General features: G+C 71.1%; 15 protein-coding genes and 1 pseudogene. 9 read left to right on the forward strand and 7 right to left on the reverse strand.

Annotated elements, in window-relative coordinates:
• Positions 1-115: 115 nt before the first annotated feature.
• Positions 116-1,033 carry a quinone oxidoreductase family protein gene (locus tag ACZ6I3_RS04855; RefSeq protein WP_469411761.1) on the reverse strand — a complete coding sequence of 306 codons (918 nt, stop codon included), beginning with the start codon at positions 1,031-1,033 and terminating at the stop codon, positions 116-118.
• Positions 1,034-1,136: 103 nt separating this feature from the next.
• On the opposite strand from ACZ6I3_RS04855, the gene ACZ6I3_RS04860 reads away from it, so the two are divergent.
• Positions 1,137-1,574: a MarR family winged helix-turn-helix transcriptional regulator gene (locus ACZ6I3_RS04860; RefSeq protein WP_469411762.1), complete on the forward strand. Its 438-nt coding sequence runs from the start codon at positions 1,137-1,139 to the stop codon at positions 1,572-1,574.
• Positions 1,575-1,677: 103 nt separating this feature from the next.
• Here ACZ6I3_RS04860 and fdhD read toward each other — a convergent pair whose 3' ends face one another.
• Genes fdhD through ACZ6I3_RS04885 form a run of 5 tightly spaced genes read right to left on the reverse strand, consistent with a single transcriptional unit; the run spans position 1,678 to position 8,114 of the window.
• Positions 1,678-2,526, reverse strand: a complete 849-nt coding sequence (gene fdhD / locus ACZ6I3_RS04865) for a formate dehydrogenase accessory sulfurtransferase FdhD (protein WP_469411764.1) — start codon at positions 2,524-2,526, stop codon at positions 1,678-1,680.
• A gap of 7 nt (positions 2,527-2,533) precedes the next feature.
• Entirely contained in the window at positions 2,534-3,394 is an 861-nt protein-coding gene (locus tag ACZ6I3_RS04870; RefSeq protein ID WP_469411766.1) for a 2Fe-2S iron-sulfur cluster-binding protein, read from the reverse strand.
• The gene (locus tag ACZ6I3_RS04875; protein WP_469411767.1) at positions 3,391-5,214 is read right to left on the reverse strand and encodes an NAD(P)H-dependent oxidoreductase subunit E; all 1,824 of its coding nucleotides are present in this window, start codon (positions 5,212-5,214) and stop codon (positions 3,391-3,393) included. Before ACZ6I3_RS04875 ends, ACZ6I3_RS04870 begins: the two co-directional genes overlap by 4 nt.
• A 6-nt stretch (positions 5,215-5,220) precedes the next feature.
• Positions 5,221-7,146: a molybdopterin oxidoreductase family protein gene (locus ACZ6I3_RS04880; RefSeq protein ID WP_469411769.1), complete on the reverse strand. Its 1,926-nt coding sequence runs from the start codon at positions 7,144-7,146 to the stop codon at positions 5,221-5,223.
• Positions 7,143-8,114, reverse strand: coding sequence for a 2-dehydropantoate 2-reductase (locus ACZ6I3_RS04885; RefSeq protein ID WP_469411770.1), 972 nt, complete (start codon positions 8,112-8,114; stop codon positions 7,143-7,145). Before ACZ6I3_RS04885 ends, ACZ6I3_RS04880 begins: the two co-directional genes overlap by 4 nt.
• A 227-nt stretch (positions 8,115-8,341) precedes the next feature.
• On the opposite strand from ACZ6I3_RS04885, the gene ACZ6I3_RS04890 reads away from it, so the two are divergent.
• From ACZ6I3_RS04890 to ACZ6I3_RS04905, 4 genes are all read left to right on the forward strand, one after another.
• The gene (locus ACZ6I3_RS04890; protein ID WP_469411772.1) at positions 8,342-9,673 is read left to right on the forward strand and encodes an OFA family MFS transporter; all 1,332 of its coding nucleotides are present in this window, start codon (positions 8,342-8,344) and stop codon (positions 9,671-9,673) included.
• Complete coding sequence (locus ACZ6I3_RS04895) at positions 9,642-9,782, forward strand: MFS transporter small subunit (RefSeq protein ID WP_423569003.1); 141 nt, start codon at positions 9,642-9,644, stop codon at positions 9,780-9,782. The genes ACZ6I3_RS04890 and ACZ6I3_RS04895 overlap by 32 nt, the downstream gene beginning before the upstream one ends.
• Before the next feature lie 163 nt (positions 9,783-9,945).
• A complete protein-coding gene (locus ACZ6I3_RS04900; protein WP_469411774.1) occupies positions 9,946-10,884 on the forward strand; it encodes a beta-ketoacyl-ACP synthase III in 939 nt (312 codons plus the stop codon).
• A gap of 153 nt (positions 10,885-11,037) precedes the next feature.
• Positions 11,038-11,715, forward strand: a complete 678-nt coding sequence (locus tag ACZ6I3_RS04905) for a GntR family transcriptional regulator (RefSeq protein WP_469411776.1) — start codon at positions 11,038-11,040, stop codon at positions 11,713-11,715.
• Between the two features lie 7 nt (positions 11,716-11,722).
• Here the strand turns inward: ACZ6I3_RS04905 and ACZ6I3_RS04910 are convergent.
• Positions 11,723-11,980 (reverse strand): annotated as a pseudogene (locus ACZ6I3_RS04910) (PaaI family thioesterase); the annotation flags it as partial.
• A gap of 165 nt (positions 11,981-12,145) precedes the next feature.
• Here ACZ6I3_RS04910 and ACZ6I3_RS04915 point away from each other — a divergent pair.
• The 4 genes from ACZ6I3_RS04915 (at position 12,146) to ACZ6I3_RS04930 (ending at position 17,012) form a co-directional block, all read left to right on the forward strand.
• Positions 12,146-13,327, forward strand: a complete 1,182-nt coding sequence (locus tag ACZ6I3_RS04915) for an ROK family transcriptional regulator (RefSeq protein WP_469411778.1) — start codon at positions 12,146-12,148, stop codon at positions 13,325-13,327.
• Between the two features lie 87 nt (positions 13,328-13,414).
• Positions 13,415-14,932 carry a sugar ABC transporter ATP-binding protein gene (locus ACZ6I3_RS04920; RefSeq protein ID WP_469411780.1) on the forward strand — a complete coding sequence of 506 codons (1,518 nt, stop codon included), beginning with the start codon at positions 13,415-13,417 and terminating at the stop codon, positions 14,930-14,932.
• Positions 14,929-15,948: an ABC transporter permease gene (locus ACZ6I3_RS04925; RefSeq protein WP_469411782.1), complete on the forward strand. Its 1,020-nt coding sequence runs from the start codon at positions 14,929-14,931 to the stop codon at positions 15,946-15,948. The genes ACZ6I3_RS04920 and ACZ6I3_RS04925 overlap by 4 nt, the downstream gene beginning before the upstream one ends.
• A 17-nt stretch (positions 15,949-15,965) precedes the next feature.
• Positions 15,966-17,012, forward strand: coding sequence for a substrate-binding domain-containing protein (locus ACZ6I3_RS04930; protein WP_469411784.1), 1,047 nt, complete (start codon positions 15,966-15,968; stop codon positions 17,010-17,012).
• The last annotated feature ends 45 nt before the right edge of the window (positions 17,013-17,057 follow it).

The following is a 17,057-nucleotide window of genomic DNA, read 5'->3' on the forward strand; positions in this document are numbered from 1 at the left end:
CGAGCCATGGGAATGGACATCCGGGCGGCTGATGCGGACAACCGGACATCCCACGTCCCATGTGTGGGGCCACAGACGGTACTTGGACTCACAGACCCCCCACAAGAAGCGTGCGTCAGGGGATCAGGACGACCTTTCCGCGGTTGGCCCGCGCCTCGATCTCCCCGTGTGCCTTCGCCGCGTCCGCCAAGGCGAACTCCCCGTGGACGACCGGCTTCACCTCTCCCGCCGCGAACAGCCGCCACAGCTCTTCGCGCCACCGCTCGTACAGCTCAGGGTTCCCGCGGGCGATACGGGCCATCTGGAACCCGATCACCGACTTGGCGCCCACGAGCAGGTCGTACGCCCGGACGGTGCCGCCGCCCGAGCTGTACGCCACCAGTCGTCCTCCCGGGGCGAGGGCGCCGAGGGTCGGGGTGAGCAACTCACCGCCGACCGCGTCCAGGGCGTAGTCGACCGGGGCGCCCCAGCCGTCCTCGCCGTAGGTGACGACGTGGTCCGCGCCCAGGCCGCGGACGAAGCCGGTCTTCGCCGGGTCGGAAACGGCCCCCACGACCCGTCCGGCGCCCCGCGACCTGGCCAGCTGGACGGCCAGATGGCCGACGCCGCTCGCCGCCGCCGTGACCAGGGCCGCTTCTCCGGGCTCGGGCCGTGCCGCCGCCAGGGCGCCGAGGGCGACCAGACCGCTGCGGACCAGGGCGACCGCGTCGACGGCGCGGGCACCGGCCGGGACCGGGGAGGCCACGGCCTCGTGCAGGAGGGCGAAGTCGGCGTAGCCGTGGCCGAAGCAGAGCCCGGTCACCCGGTCGCCGGTGCCGAAGCGGGTGACGCCCTCGCCGACGGCCGTGACCTCCCCGGCGATCTCGCCGCCGAGCGGGACGGGCTCGGCCGCCTCGGTGACCTTGCGTACGACCGGGAGCGTGACGCCGATCGCCTGCGCGCGTACGAGCAGCTCTCCGGGGCCGGGCTCGGGGACCGGAGCCTCCTCCACGAAGAGGGGGCCGCCTCGGGATTCGTAGCGGACGCGGCGCATCGCACCTCCGGGGTCGTTGGTGTTCCCAACGAATTCATTGGGGAGCCCAACGCTATAGGACGATCATAGGAAGAACCAACGATTTCTTGGCTAGGCTGCGGCCATGTCGGAAGCCCCTCTCCCCGCGATCCGCTCCCTGCCCAGCTGGCTGCTCGGCCGCGCCGCCGCCCGCGGCCGGACCCTGGTGGCCGAGGCGCTGGCCGAGGAGGACATGAGGATGTGGCACCACGTGGTGCTGTCCGCCGTCCGTGACCTGGGGCCCGTCGCCCAGGCCGACCTCGGCCGGGGTATCCGGCTCGACCCCAAGGACCTGGTCGGCGTCCTCGACGACCTCCAGTCCGCGGGCCTGGTGCTGCGCGAGCCGGACCCGAGGGACCGCCGCAAGAACGCGGTGTCCCTCACCTCACGGGGAGCCCGGCTGCTGGGGCGCTGCGAGAAGGCGGCCCGGGCCGCCAACGACGAGCTGCTCGCCCCGCTGTCGGCGTCCGAACGCGAACAGTTCACCGGGATGCTGCGCCGGATATCCGGCACGGACGGCTGACGCGGCCGGACGCGGCCGGACGGGGTTCGAGACGGGGCCCCTGCGGCGCAGGGGGCGCTCCCCGCCGTTCGGGGCCCCGCCGCCGTGTCGCGGAGGAACCTGTTCAGCCCTGGGCGGCCGCCGCCCGCAGAGCGATCCGGTCCTCACCCGCGTACACGTTCATGGAACCGCCCCGCAGAAAGCCCACCAGCGTCAGGCCCGTCTCGGCGGCCAGATCCACCGCCAGCGAGGACGGCGCCGACACCGCGGCCAGCATCGGCAGGCCGGCCATCACCGCCTTCTGCGCCAGCTCGAAGGAGGCCCGGCCCGAGACGAGCAGGATCGTCCGCGACAGCGGCAGGTCCCCGTTCTGCAGGGCGCGGCCGACCAGCTTGTCGACCGCGTTGTGCCGGCCCACGTCCTCGCGGACGTCCAGCAGCTCCCCGTCCTCGGAGAAGAGGGCCGCCGCGTGCAGGCCCCCGGTCCGGTCGAAGACCCGCTGGGCCGCGCGCAGCCGGTCGGGCAGGCTCGCCAGCAGCTCCGGGGTGACCCGGACGGGGGGAGTGTCGGCGATGGGCCATCGCGCCGTCGTGCGCACCGCGTCCAGCGACGCCTTGCCGCACAGTCCGCAGGAGGAAGTGGTGTAGACGTTCCGCTCCAGCGTGATGTCGGGAATCACCACGCCCGGCGCCGTCTTCACATCGACGATGTTGTACGTGTTCGAGCCGTCGACCGTCGCCCCGGCGCAGTAGACGATGTTCTGGAGGTCCTGCCGCTCGGCCAGCACCCCCTCGCTCACCAGGAAACCCGCCGCCAGGGCGAAGTCGTCGCCCGGGGTGCGCATGGTGATCGCCAGGGGCTTGCCGTCGAGCCGGATCTCCAGGGGTTCCTCCGAGACGAGCGTGTCCGGACGGCTGGAGACCACCCCGTCCCGGATGCGGAGCACCTTGCGTCGTTCCGTGACACGTCCCATGTCCTGATCAGCCCCGGTTCTGTACGTGCTGGTAGCCGAAGCGGCCCTTGATGCAGAGATTGCCGTGGGTCACCGGGTTGTCGTGCGGCGAGGTGACCTTCACGATCTCATTGTCCTGCACATGGAGCGTCAGGTTGCAGCCCACTCCGCAGTACGCGCACACCGTGGTCGTCTCCGTCTGGCGCGACTCCTCCCACGTACCCGCCGCGCGCATGTCGAACTCGGACTTGAAGGACAGCGCGCCCGTGGGGCACACCTCGATGCAGTTGCCGCAGTACACGCACGCCGAGTCGGTCAGCGGCGCGTCGTGCTCCACGGCGATCCGGGCGTCGAAACCCCGCCCGGCGACCGAGATCGCGAAGGTGTTCTGCCACTGGTCGCCGCAGGCGTCCACGCACTTGTAGCAGAGGATGCACTTGTCGTAGTCGCGCACATACAAGTCGTTGTCGACCTTCGGTTCCTCGTTCAGCCGGGCCGCGTCCGGGCCGAAGCGGTCCGGCTTCGCTTCGTACTCCTTGAGCCACTCGGCGACCTTCGGGGTCGTCGACAGGTCCACGGAGGACGCGAGCAGTTCGAGGACGACCTTCCGGCTGTGCCGGGCCCGTTCGGTGTCGGTGCGCACCTCCATGCCGGGCTCGGCCTTGCGGGAGCAGGCCGGGACCAGAGTCCTGGCCCCCTCCACCTCGACGACGCAGACGCGGCAGGCGTTCTTCGGCCGGAGCGTGTCGCCCTCGCACAGGGTCGGGACGTCCTTCCCGGCGGCCCGGCAGGCGTCGAGGATCGTCGAGCCCTCGGGCGCCCGCACCGGCTCCCCGTCGAGCGTGAACTCCAGCAGCCGGCGCGGGATCCCCAGCGGTGTGACGGTCATTCGTACGCCCCCAGACGGTCGATGGCGGATTCCACGGCGTTCCACGCGGTCTGCCCGAGACCGCAGATCGAGGCGTCCCGCATCGCGCGGCCCACCTCCCGCAGCAGGGCGACGTCCCCGGCGGCGTCGGCGCCGGTGCGCTCCACGATCCGGTGCAGCGCCTCCTCCTGCCGCACGGTCCCGACCCGGCACGGCACGCACTGCCCGCACGACTCGTCCCGGAAGAACTCGGCGATGCGCAGCAGCAGCCGGGGCAGGGGCACGGTGTCGTCGAAGGCCATCACGACCCCCGAGCCGAGCGTCGTACCGGCCTCCCGCGTCCCCTCGAAGGTGAGCGGGATGCCGAGCTCGTCGGCCCGTACGAAGCCGCCCGCCGCCCCGCCGAGCAGCACCGCCCGCAGCCCCTCCCGTACCCCGGCGAGCGTGAGCAGTTCGCCCAGCGTCGCGCCGAACGGCAGCTCGTAGACACCGGGCCGCTCCACACTTCCCGAGACGCAGTACAGCTTCGGCCCGGTGGACCGGTCCGTGCCGATAGCCGCGTAGGCCGGGGCGCCCAGGGTGAGGACCGGCAGGACGTTGACCAGCGTCTCGACGTTGTTCTCCACCGTCGGCTTGCCGAACAGGCCCTTCTCCACCGGGAACGGCGGCTTCGAGCGGGGCTCACCCCGGTAGCCCTCGATGGAGTTGAACAGGGCCGTCTCCTCACCGCAGATGTAGGCGCCCGCACCGCGCCGGATCTCGATGTCGAAGGCGTAACCCTGGCCGAGGACGTCGTCGCCGAGCAGTCCACGCGCGCGTGCCTGCGCGATCGCGTGCTCCAGCCGGTGCAGGGCGCGCGGGTACTCGCCGCGCAGATAGAGGTAGCCCCGGTGGGCGCCGGTCGCGTACGCGGCGATCGTCATCGCCTCGACCAGCGCGTACGGATCGCCCTCCATGAGCACACGGTCCTTGAAGGTGCCCGGCTCGGACTCGTCGGCGTTGCAGACGAGGTAGTGCGGACGATCGGGCTGGGACGCCGTGGCCTGCCACTTGCGGCCGGTCGGGAAGGCGGCACCGCCGCGCCCGACCAGGCCCGAGTCGGTGACCTCGCGGATGACCCCGGCCGGGCCCAGCTCGAAGGCCCGGCGCAGGGCGGTGTAGCCGCCGTGGGCGCGGTAGTCGTCGAGCGACGCCGGGTCGACCACGCCGACGCGCTGGAGCAGCAGCAGGCCGTCCTGCCCGGCCTGCGGCACCGCCAGAGCCGCGGCCGGCTCCTCGGGCGCCGAGTCGGGCGCGCTCGCCGCGAGCACGGCCCGCTCGACGGTCGCCGGCGCCGAGACCGCCGTACGCACGGGATCCCCGGCCCTGATCGCGAGCGCGGCCGGGGCCCGTTCGCACAGCCCCAGACACGGGCTGCGCTCGACCGACACACCGCTGCCGAGACCGAGCCGGGCCTCGATCCCGGCGCACAGCTCCGGCGCCCCGGCCGCCGCGCACGCCAGGTCCGTGCACACATGGAGCACGGTCGCCGGACGCGGTTTGACCGAGAACATGGCGTAGAAGGTGGCGACCCCGTACGCCTCCGCCGGCGGCACCGTCAGCCGCCGGCACAGATAGTCGAGGGCGCCGTCGCTGATCCAGCCGATCCGGTCGTTGAGGGCGTGCAGCCCCGGCAGCAGCAGCTCGCGGCGGTCGCGGGCCTCGCGTCCGCCCCGGGCCCACCTGAGATCGGCATCGGAACGGTCGGCGCCCTCCCAGGAGGACTCCGGAGGGCCGAGCAGGGCGTCGACGGCCGCCCGTTCCTCGTCCGTCGGTTTGCTGTCACCGAAGTGCAGGTCCACAGTGCGTCACCCCACGATGGTCGCGATGGGCAGCTTCTCGATCCGGATCGCCGACGCCTTGAACTCCGCCGTCCCCGCGATCGGGCAGTTCGCCTCGATCGTCAGCGCGTTGGTGTCCACCTCGTCGGGGAAGTGCATGGTCATGAAGGCCAGCCCGGGGCGCAGCGCGGTGTCCACCCACACGGGCGCGGTCACCGACCCGCGCCGCGAGGTGACCTGGACCTGCTCACCGACCACGACCCCGTAGCGCTCGGCGTCCTCCGGGCACAGCTCGATGAACTCGCCGCGCCTGAGCGGCGAGGCGTAACCGCCGCTCTGCACACCGGTGTTGTACGAGTCGAGCCGCCGCCCGGTGGTCAGCCGGATCGGGTACCGCTCGTCGGTGAGGTCCACGGGCGGGTCGTGCTGCACGATCCCGAAGGGAGCGAGCGGGCCGCGTTTCGCACGGTCCGCCTCCCACAACCGGCCGTGCAGATAGCTCGGTTCGAGCCCGTCCGTGCTCGGGCACGGCCACTGGATGCCCTGGTGCTCCTCCAGCCGCTCGTACGTCATGCCGTAGTGGTCGGGCGAGACGGCCCTCAGCTCGTTCCACACGGTCTCGGCGTCGGCGTACTTCCAGTCGTGGCCGAGCCGGGCCGCGAGGTCGCAGAGGATGTCGATGTCCTCGCGGGCCTCGCCGGGCGGGGTGACGGCCCTGCGGACCCGCTGCACCCGCCGCTCGCTGTTGGTGGTCGTGCCCTCGGTCTCCGCCCAGCCGGCGGTGGCCGGCAGCACGACGTCCGCGAGTTCGGCCGTCTTCGTGAGGAAGATGTCCTGGACGACGAGGAAGTCGAGGGCGCTGAGCCGCCGTACGGCCTGCTCGCTGTCGGCCTCCGACTGGGCCGGGTTCTCGCCGATGCAGTAGACGGCCTTGAGATCGCCGTCCTCCATCGCCTCGAACATCTCCGTGAGGTTCAGGCCGTAGTGCGGCTGGATGACGGTGTCCCAGGCCGACTCGAACTTCAGCCGGGTGTCCGGGTCGAGGATGTCCTGGAAGCCCGGCAGCCGGTTGGGGATCGCCCCCATGTCGCCGCCGCCCTGCACGTTGTTCTGCCCGCGCAGGGGTTGCAGGCCCGAGCCGTAGCGGCCGACATGGCCGGTGAGAAGGGACAGGTTGATCAGGGCGCGGACGTTGTCGGTGCCGTTGTGGTGCTCGGTGATGCCGAGGGTCCAGCACAGCTGGGCGCGTTCGGCCCGGGCGTAGGCGTGCGCCAGCTCGCGGATCGCGGCGGCCGGTACGCCCGTCACCTTCTCGGCGAGCGACAGCGTCCACGGCTCGACCAGCGCCCGGTACTCCTCGAAGCCGGTGGTCGCCCGCTCTACGAACGCCTCGTTGACCAGGCCCGCGTGGATGATCTCGCGGCCGATCGCGTGCGCCATCGGGATGTCGGTGCCGACGTTGAGGCCGAGCCAGCTCTCCGCCCACTCGGCGGTCGAGGTCCGGCGGGGATCGACCGCGTACATCCGGGCCCCGTTCCTGATCCCCTTCAGCACGTGCTGGAAGAAGATCGGGTGCGCGAAGCGGGCGTTGGAGCCCCACATCACGACGAGGTCCGTGTGCTCGATCTCCTCGTACGACGACGTCCCGCCGCCCGAGCCGAACGCCGCCGACAGGCCCGCCACGCTCGGGGCGTGACAGGTGCGGTTGCAGGAGTCGACGTTGTTGGTGCCCATGACGACCCGGGCGAACTTCTGCGCCACGTAGTTCATCTCGTTGGTGGCGCGGGCGCAGGAGAACATCCCGAACGCGCCGCGCGCGGCGTCCAGCCCCCGGGCGGCGCGGTCCAGGGCCTCCTCCCAGCTCGCCTGCCGGAACGGCTCGTCGCGGGACTCCCGGACCAGCGGGTGGGTCAGCCGGGTGTAGGTCTTCGGGCTTCGATCGCGTTTCCTCATGCGGCGCTCCTCAGCGCGAGCAGGTCCGAGATGGCGTGCACGGTGCGCAGGGTGGGCACCTCCACGCCGGTGATCTCCGCCAGCTCGACGACCGCCGCGAGGAGTACGTCGAGTTCGAGCGGCTTGCCCCGCTCCAGGTCCTGGAGCGTGGAGGTGCGGTGGTCGCCGACCCGCTCGGCACCCGCGAGCCGGCGCTCGATGGAGACACCGACCTCGCAGCCGAGGGCCTGAGCGACCGTGAGCGTCTCGGTCATCATGATCTCGATGACCCGGCGGGTGCCGCCGTGCAGGCACATCTGCCGCATGGTCGCGCGGGCCAGCGCGCTGATCGGGTTGAAGGAGATGTTGCCGAGCAGCTTGACCCAGATGTCGTCCCGCAGGCCGGGTTCCACCGGGCACTTGAGTCCGCCCGCCCGCATGGCCTCGCTGAAGGCGAGACAGCGGGCCGAGCGGCTGCGGTCGGGCTCGCCGATCGAGAACCGTGTGCCCTCCAAGTGCCGTACGACGCCTGGCCCTTCGAGCTCGGTCGCCGCGTAGACGACACACCCGACGGCCCGTTCGGGCGCGAGCACCGCACTGACCGCGCCGTCCGGGTCCACGCTCTCGACGCGGTGGCCGTCGTACGGGCCGCCGTGCCGGTGGAAGTACCACCAGGGGATGCCGTTCTGGGCCGCGACGACCGCCGTCCTCCCGTGCAGCAACGGCGCGATCAGCGGCCCGCACGCCGCGTACGCGTTGGCCTTCAGGCCCAGGAAGACGTAGTCGACCGGGCCGACCTCGGCCGGGTCGTCGGTCGCGTGGGGGTGCGCGGTGAAATCGCCGCGTGGGCTGCGCACCCGGACTCCGTGCTGCCTCATGGCCGCCAGATGCGGTCCACGGGCGATGAGGTGCACATCGGCACCCGCGCGATGGAGCGCGGCGCCGACATAGGCGCCGATGGCACCGGCGCCGAGAACTGCGACTTTCACGGGAACACTCCGTTCGGTTTGAGGGATACCGCGGAGGTGTGACCGCCGTACGACCGCTCAGGAACGCGCCGTACGGCTTGTGTCGACGAAATATTGTCTACAGTATGGAGGTTGGGGCGGCAAGGGTCCGCGCGGCGACCGTTCGTCGCATGCTGAATACCGCTCACCGCATACGGTCGACGCGCCGCCTTTTCAACTCCCCTGCGACTGCCTACCGTCCGGGGATCATGAGTCCCCCAGTCGCGCCCCCGGGCTGGAGCCGCTGGCTCGTCCCGCCCGCCGCTCTCTCCGTACATCTCTCCATCGGCCAGGCCTACGCCTGGAGCGTGTTCAAGCCGCCCCTCGAGTCCGCGCTCGGGCTCAGCGGCACGCAGAGCGCGCTGCCCTTCCAACTCGGCATCGTCATGCTGGGCCTGTCCGCCGCGTTCGGCGGCACGCTCGTGGAACGCAACGGCCCCCGCTGGGCGATGACCGTCGCCCTGGTCTGCTTCTCGTCCGGCTTCCTGCTCTCCGCGCTGGGCGCGTCCCTGGAGCAGTACTGGCTGATCGTGTTCGGCTACGGCTTCGTCGGCGGCATCGGTCTCGGCATCGGCTACATCTCGCCCGTCTCCACCCTGATCAAGTGGTTCCCGGACCGGCCCGGCATGGCCACCGGCATCGCCATCATGGGCTTCGGCGGCGGTGCGCTGATCGCCTCGCCGTGGTCGGCGCAGATGCTGGAGTCGTTCGGCGGCGACAGCTCCGGCATCGCCCTGGCCTTCCTGGTGCACGGCCTGTCGTACGCCGTCTTCATGCTGCTGGGTGTGCTCCTGGTCCGGGTCCCGCGTCATGCCCCAGGGGCGCCGGGAACCGCGCCGCAAGCCACCACCGGTCCGCAGGTCTCCGCGAAACAGGCCATCCGCACCCCCCAGTTCTGGTTCCTGTGGCTCGTGCTCTGCATGAACGTCACCGCCGGCATCGGCATCCTGGAGAAGGCCGCGCCGATGATCACGGACTTCTTCGCGGACACCTCCACCCCGGTGTCCGTGACGGCCGCCGCCGGCTTCGTCGCCCTGCTGTCGGCGGCGAACATGGCGGGCCGCATCGGCTGGTCCTCGACGTCCGACCTCATCGGCCGCAAGAACATCTACCGCCTCTACCTGGGCGTCGGCGCGCTGATGTACGCGCTCATCGCCCTGTTCGGCGACACCTCCAAGCCGCTGTTCATCCTGTGCGCGCTGGTCATCCTCTCCTTCTACGGCGGCGGCTTCGCGACGATCCCGGCGTATCTGAAGGACCTCTTCGGCACGTACCAGGTCGGTGCCATCCACGGTCGGCTGCTCACCGCCTGGTCCCTGGCCGGTGTGCTCGGGCCGCTCATCGTGAACTGGATCGCCGACCGGCAGGAGGAGGCGGGCCGGCACGGCGCGTCCCTGTACGGGCTGTCGTTCGTCATCATGATCGGCCTGCTCGTCGTCGGCTTCGTCGCCAACGAGCTCGTCCGGCCCGTCGACCCCCGCCATCACGTCCCGCAGCCGAAGGAGGCCGATCGTGTCCAGCAGCAGTCAGAGTCCGCCTAGCCCGGACCGGCGGTGGCTGATCGCCCTGGCCTGGGTGTGGGTGGGCGTACCGCTCGCCTACGGGCTGTACGAGCTGGTCCGGAAGGCGACCCAGCTGTTCACCGGGTGACGGCGTGGCCGGGCTTTCGACAGGTGTCCGGGTGTCCGAGGTCCTGACCGAAGCTGACAACCCTGGCGCTCGTTTCCTGTTGCCTTGGCTGCCGTCGTACCCGTGAGTCACTGATCAGACTGGTGGGTCACGCTACCCAAGGCAACGAGGGGGACCCACCCAGATGAACGGCTCGCGCATCGCCGCCGTCGGCCACTACCAGCCCGCCAAGGTGCTCACCAACGAGGACCTGGCGGGCCTGGTGGACACCAGTGACGAGTGGATCAGGAGCCGGGTGGGCATCCGCACCCGCCACATCGCCGGGCCCGACGAACCGGTCGACGAGCTGGCCGCCCACGCCGGTGCCAAGGCCCTCGCGGCGGCCGGCCTCGCCCCCGCCGACATCGACCTGGTGCTGGTCGCCACGTCCACCGCCGTCGACCGCTCGCCCAACATGGCCGCCCGGGTCGCGGCCCGCCTCGAGATGCCGCACCCGGCCACCATGGACCTCAACGTCGTGTGCGCCGGTTTCACCCACGCCCTGGCCACCGCCGACCACGCCGTTCGCGCGGGGGGCGCGAGCCGTGCGCTGGTCATCGGGGCCGACAAGATGTCCGAGGTGACCGACTGGAGCGACCGCACCACCTGCGTGCTCGTCGGGGACGGGGCCGGGGCCGCGGTCGTCGAGGCCGCCGAGGAGTCCGGCATCGGACCGGTGCTGTGGGGCTCGGTGCCCGAGATGGGACACGCGGTGCGGATCGAGGGCACTCCGCCCCGTTTCGCCCAGGAAGGGCAGAGTGTCTACCGCTGGGCCACCACGCAGCTGCCGCCCATCGCGCGCCGGGCGTGCGAGCGGGCCGGTCTTGAGCCGGCCGACCTCGCCGGGGTCGTCCTGCACCAGGCGAACCTGCGCATCATCGAACCCCTCGCCGAGAAGATCGGCGCCGTGAACGCCGTCGTCGCGCGCGATGTCACCGAGTCCGGCAACACCTCCGCCGCGAGCATCCCGCTCGCCTTCTCCAAGCTCGTCGAACAGGGCGCGGTCTCGACCGGCGACCCGGTCCTGCTGTTCGGCTTCGGCGGGAACCTGTCGTACGCGGGACAGGTCGTGCGCTGCCCGTGAGCCCTCGGGGAGCCGTGGTGTGACGCGGCCAACTGCCCGAAACCCTGGCCTTTGTGCGCCGTAGACTGTAGACGAAAGACAATCGATACTGACTCTGCGGCGACACCGGTAGCCGCCGCGCTGTGCACGGCCCTGCCGAGGAGGGGGACCGCGATGCTGTCGACAGGCCTGCCCCAGGGGGCGGTACCCAAGCTGGAACGCCCGGGTCCGCTGCGTGACCGCGTCTACGAGGCACTCCTCGAACTCATCACCACCCGCGCCCTCCAGCCCGGCCAGCACCTCGTCGAGAGCGAACTCGCCGGGCATCTGGGGGTCTCCCGGCAGCCGGTGCGCGAGGCGTTGCAGCGGCTCAACACCGAGGGGTGGGTCGATCTGCGGCCCGCCCAGGGCGCGTTCGTGCACGAGCCGACGGAGGAGGAGGCCGACCAGCTCCTCACGGTCCGTACGCTCCTGGAGGCCGAGGCGGCCCGACTCGCGGCGGCGAACGCCGGCAGCGCGGGCCTCACCGCCCTGGAATCCCTCTGCGCCGAGGGCGAGAAGGCCGTCGAGGCCGACGACGTGGACGGCGCCGTCGCCATGAACGCCCGCTTCCACGCCAAGATCATGGAACTCGCGGGCAACGCCGTCCTCGCCGAACTCGCCGCCCAGGTCGACCGGCGGGTGCGCTGGTACTACACGCCCGTGGCCCGGCAGCGCGGCCACCAGTCCTGGATCGAACACCGCGAACTGATCGCGGCGATCGCCGACCGCGACGAACAGCGGGCGACCCGGCTGATGCGCGAACACACCGAGCACACAAGGCGGTCGTACCACGCGCGAGCGCGTTCGTAGAGCTCCCTCAGCCGGCGGTCAGCACCGCCTGGGTCTGCGTCGTCTGGCCCACCAGGGTGCCGTCCTCGTCGTGCAGGTCCGTCCGTACGGCGATGAGCGAGCGTCCCACGTGTACGGGCCGTGCCTCGGCGCGGACGACGCCCGACCGCACGGCGCGGAAGAAGTTCGTCTTCGACTCGACCGTCGAGGTGCCCGCACCCGGCGGCAGATTGAGCAACGCGCAGACCGCGCCGACCGTGTCGGCGAACACCATCAGGGCTCCACCGCACTCCTCTTTGTCCTGTGAGTGGAAAAAGTAGAGGGCAATTCCTGCGCTACTTCTTCCCACCTCCGGCAGCCGCTGCTACGTTCCCTTCGAAAGCAAGCCACTGATGTGGCGGAAAACCGGCGCGCACAGGCCGATCGAGGCGGGGAGGGGCTCGTGAGACGTATGACCGCACGACCCGGAAACGCCCACCAGGCCCGACTGCTCACACTGTTGCGCGACGGCGGCCCCAACTCCCGTGCCCAGCTGGGCGACCAGGTCGACCTCTCGCGGTCCAAGCTCGCCGTGGAGGTGGACCGGCTGCTGGAGACGGGGCTGGTCGTGGCCGACGGACTCGCCGCCTCGCGCGGTGGCCGTCGCTCCCACAACATCCGGCTCAACCCCGGTCTGCGCTTCCTCGGCGTCGACATCGGCGCGACCTCGGTCGACGTCGCCGTCACCAACGCCGAACTGGAGACCCTCGGCCACATCAACCAGCCCATGGACGTACGCGAAGGCCCGGTCGCGGTCTTCGAGCAGGTCCTGGCGATGGCCGCGAAACTGAGGGCCTCCGGGCTCGCGGAGGGGTTCGACGGCGCCGGCATCGGCGTCCCGGGCCCGGTCCGCTTCCCCGAGGGCATCCCGGTGGCACCGCCGATCATGCCCGGCTGGGACGGCTTCCCCGTACGGGAGGCGCTCAGCCAGGAACTCGGCTGCCCGGTCATGGTCGACAACGACGTGAACCTCATGGCGATGGGGGAGCAGCACGCGGGCGTCGCCCGCACCGTCGCCGACTTCCTCTGCGTCAAGATCGGCACCGGCATCGGCTGCGGCATCGTCGTCGGCGGTGAGGTCTACCGCGGTACGACCGGCAGCGCCGGCGACATCGGGCACATCCAGGCCGTGCCCGACGGGCGGCCCTGCGCCTGCGGCAACCGGGGCTGCCTGGAGGCCCACTTCAGCGGGGCGGCCCTCGCCCGCGACGCCACGGAGGCCGCCCAGCAGGGGCTTTCGGCCGAACTGGCATCGCGGCTGGAGACAAGCGGCGGCCTCACCGCCGTCGACGTCGCCGCCGCGGCGGCCGCGGGCGACGCCACCGCACTCGACCTGATCCGCGAGGGCGGCAATCACACCGGCCAGGTCATCGCCGGCCTGGTCAGCTTCTTCAACCCGGGCCTTGTGGTGATCGGCGGCGGGGTGACCGGCCTCGGCCACACGCTGCTCGCCGCGATCCGCACCCAGGTCTACCGCCAGTCGCTTCCGCTTGCGACCGGCAATCTGCCCATCGTCCTGGGCGAGTTGGGACCCGCCGCCGGTGTCATCGGCGCGGCCCGGCTCATCAGTGATCACCTGTTCTCACCTGCGTAAGCGCACAGTTCAGTACGGCGTACCAGTACCGCGCCCTGCTCTGCCCTGCCCTGAAACCGGCCCGCACGCCCGCCAAGGGGAATTCGCATGGCACCAGAACCACCGCTGCTCAGCATGTCCGGCATCACCAAGTCGTTCCCCGGAGTCCGGGCCCTCGACGGCGTCGACCTCGACGTCCAGGCCGGTGAGGTGCACTGCCTGCTCGGCCAGAACGGCGCCGGCAAGTCGACCCTCATCAAGGTCCTGGCCGGTGCCCACCAACCCGACACCGGTACCATCCGCTGGCGCGGCGAGGAGGTCACGCTCCGCTCGCCGATCGCCGCCATGCGCCTCGGCATCGCCACCATCTACCAGGAACTCGACCTGGTGGAGCATCTGTCGGTCGCCGAGAACGTCCATCTCGGCCATGAGCCGACCGCCGCCGGGTTCGTCGTACGCGGGAAGACGGCGCGCGAGTCGACCGCTCGGCTCCTCAAACGGCTCGGGCATCCGGAGGTCGATCCGGCCCGCCTGGTCGGGGAGTTGTCGGCCGCGCAGCAGCAGATCGTGTCCATGGCCCGGGCGCTCTCCCACGACGTGCGGCTCATCGTGATGGACGAGCCCTCCGCCGCCCTCGACCCGGACGAGGTCGACAACCTCTTCCGCATCGTCGGCGATCTCACGGCCGCCGGAGTCGCCGTCGTCTACATCTCGCACCGTCTGGAGGAGATCCGGCGCATCGGCGACCGGGTCACCGTGCTGAAGGACGGACGGGCCGTCGCGAACGGGCTCCCGGCGAAGTCGACACCGACCCGCGAGGTCGTCGCACTGATGACGGGCCGCAACGTCGAGTACGTCTTCCCCGACCGGCCCGTCTCCCCGCCGACCGGAGAATCGGTTCTCCGGATTCAAGGACTGGCCCGCCAAGGGGAGTTCGAGCCCTTCGACCTGGAGGTGCGGCCCGGCGAGATCGTCGGCCTCGCCGGACTCGTGGGCTCGGGCCGCTCCGAGATCCTGGAGACCGTCTACGGGGCCCGCAAACCGACGTCCGGTCAGGTCCTGGTCGACGGACGGGCCTTGAGGCCGGGCAGCGTACGGGCCGCCGTCCGCGCCGGTCTGGGGCTTGCCCCCGAGGAACGCAAGGCCCAGGCCCTGCTGATGCTGGAGTCCGTCACCCGCAATGTGTCGGTCTCCTCCATGTCCCGCTTCTCGCGCGGCGGCTGGATCGACCGGGGCGCCGAACTCGGTGCCGCCCGGGCCGCGACGCGCGAGCTGTCGCTCAGGCCGGACAACCCGTCCGTGCCCGTGCGCACCCTGTCCGGCGGCAATCAGCAGAAGGCCGTCCTGGCCCGCTGGCTGCTGCGCGGCTGCAAGGTGCTGCTGCTCGACGAACCCACCCGCGGCGTCGACGTCGGCGCGCGCGCCGAACTGTACGCCGTGGTCCGACGGCTGGCCGACGAAGGCCTCGCCGTGCTGCTGGTCTCCAGCGAGGTGCCCGAGGTGCTCGGCCTCGCCGACCGCGTCCTGGTGCTGCGCGAGGGCCGTGTCGTCCACACGGCACCCGCGCGCGAACTCGACGAACACCGCGTACTCGACCTGGTCATGGAAGGAAGCCCGGCGTCATGACGCAGCCCGTCTCCCCACCGCGGGACAGCAGCACCGACAAGGTGCCCGAGGCTCAGCCCCCGGCCTGGCGCGGCCTGCTGTTCCGCGCCGACGTCCGCACCCTCTCCCTGCTCGGCGTGCTCGCCGCGCTGATCCTCATCGGGGGCGTCACCAAGCCCGACGAGTTCCTCGACACCCGCAACCTGCAACTCGTCCTCACCCAGGCCTCCGTGATCGGCGTCGTCACCGTCGGCATGACCTTCGTCATCGTCTCCGGCGGCATCGACCTCTCGGTCGGCGCGATCGTCGCCCTCGCCTCGGTGTGGGCCACCACCGTCGCCACCCAGGAGTACGGCTTCGCCGGCATCCTCTTCACGGCGATGGTCGTCGGAGTCGGCTGCGGCCTGGTCAACGGAGTGCTCATCGCCTACGGAGCGATGGTGCCGTTCATCGCCACCCTCGCCATGCTGGCCTCCGCCCGCGGCCTCGCCCTGCAGCTCACCGACGGCAAGACCCAGATCGTCACCGTGCCCTCCGTCCTCGACCTGGGCGAGCGCGACGCCTACATCCTCGGCATCCCGCCCCTGGTCCTGGTGTTCGCCCTCGTGACGGTCATCGGCTGGCTGGTGCTCAACCGCACCACCTTCGGCCGCCGCACGGTCGCCGTCGGCGGCAACCCGGAGGCGGCCCGGCTCGCCGGCATCGACGTACGCCGTCAGCGGCTCTACCTCTATCTGCTGTCCGGCCTGTGCTGCGGCATCGCCGCCTTCCTGCTGATCATCCTGTCCGGCTCCGGCCAGAACACCAACGGCAACCTCTACGAACTCGACGCCATCGCCGCCGCGATCATCGGCGGCACCCTGCTCACCGGGGGCCGCGGCACCATCACCGGCTCCGTGCTGGGCGTCCTGATCTTCACCACGATCACCAACATCTTCGCCCTGAACAACCTGCAGAGCGACGTCCAGCAGATCGCCAAGGGCGCGATCATCGTCGCCGCCGTGCTGGTCCAGCGCCGTACCGCGAGCACGACCTGAGGAAAGGGTTCACCGCCATGACAGAGATCACGAGCCGCAGAGGACTGCTCTTCGGGGCCGCCGCCGTCTCCGCCGGTGCCCTCCTCACGGGCTGCACGAGCAACGAGCCCTCCGACTCCAAGGACGAGCCGGCCGGCAACGACCAGCCCGCCGCCGACGACAAGCCGGGCAAGCGGGTCACCATCGGCTTCGCCGGACCGCAGGCCGACCACGGCTGGCTCAACGCCATCAACGACAACGCACAGGAGCGCGCCGAGAAGTACTCGGACGTCAAGCTGGAGATCACCGAGGGGTCCAACGACACCGCCCAGCAGATCGGCCAGATCGAGACCCTCATCAACAAGAAGGTCGACGTCCTGGTGGTGCTGCCCGCCGACGGCAAGGCCCTCACCCAGGTCGGGCTGAAGGCGATGCGCGCGGGCATCCCGGTCGTCAACCTCGACCGGATCTTCAACACCCCGCAGGCCTACCGCTGCTGGATCGGCGGCGACAACTACGGCATGGGCCTCAACGCCGGGCACTACATCGGCGAGAAGCTCAAGGGGAAGTCGGGCGCCCGCGTCATCGAACTGGCCGGCCTGGACAACCTGGAGCTGACCAAGCAGCGCACCAAGGGCTTCGACGACGCCCTGAAGAACTACCCCAACATCAAGAAGGTCGCCCGCCAGGCCGCCGACTTCACCGTCGAGTCCGGCCAGGCCAAGATGGCCCAGCTGCTCCAGGCCCAGTCGAAGTTCGACGCGCTGTGGAACCACGACGACGACCAGGGCGTGGGCGCGCTGCGGGCCATCGAGCAGGCCGGGCGCGACGGCTTCCTGATGGTCGGCGGAGCCGGTGCGCTCTCCGCCTTCCAGGCCATCAAGCAGGACGACGGCGTGCTCAAGGCGACGGTGCTCTACCCGCCGACCATGGCCGCCTCCGCGATCGACCTCGCCCGCGCCCTCGGCCAGGGCAAGGGCGTCGGCGGCATGGCCGAGTTCGAGATCCCCGCGTCGATCACGCTCTACTCGGCCGTCGTCGACAAGACCAACGTCGACCAGTACATGCCCACCGGCTTCCAGTGACCGGTTTCGCCCCCGCACCCCCCACGTGCGCGACCCCGACCAGGA

It is taken from the genome of Streptomyces sp. NPDC041940, from assembly GCF_055589465.1.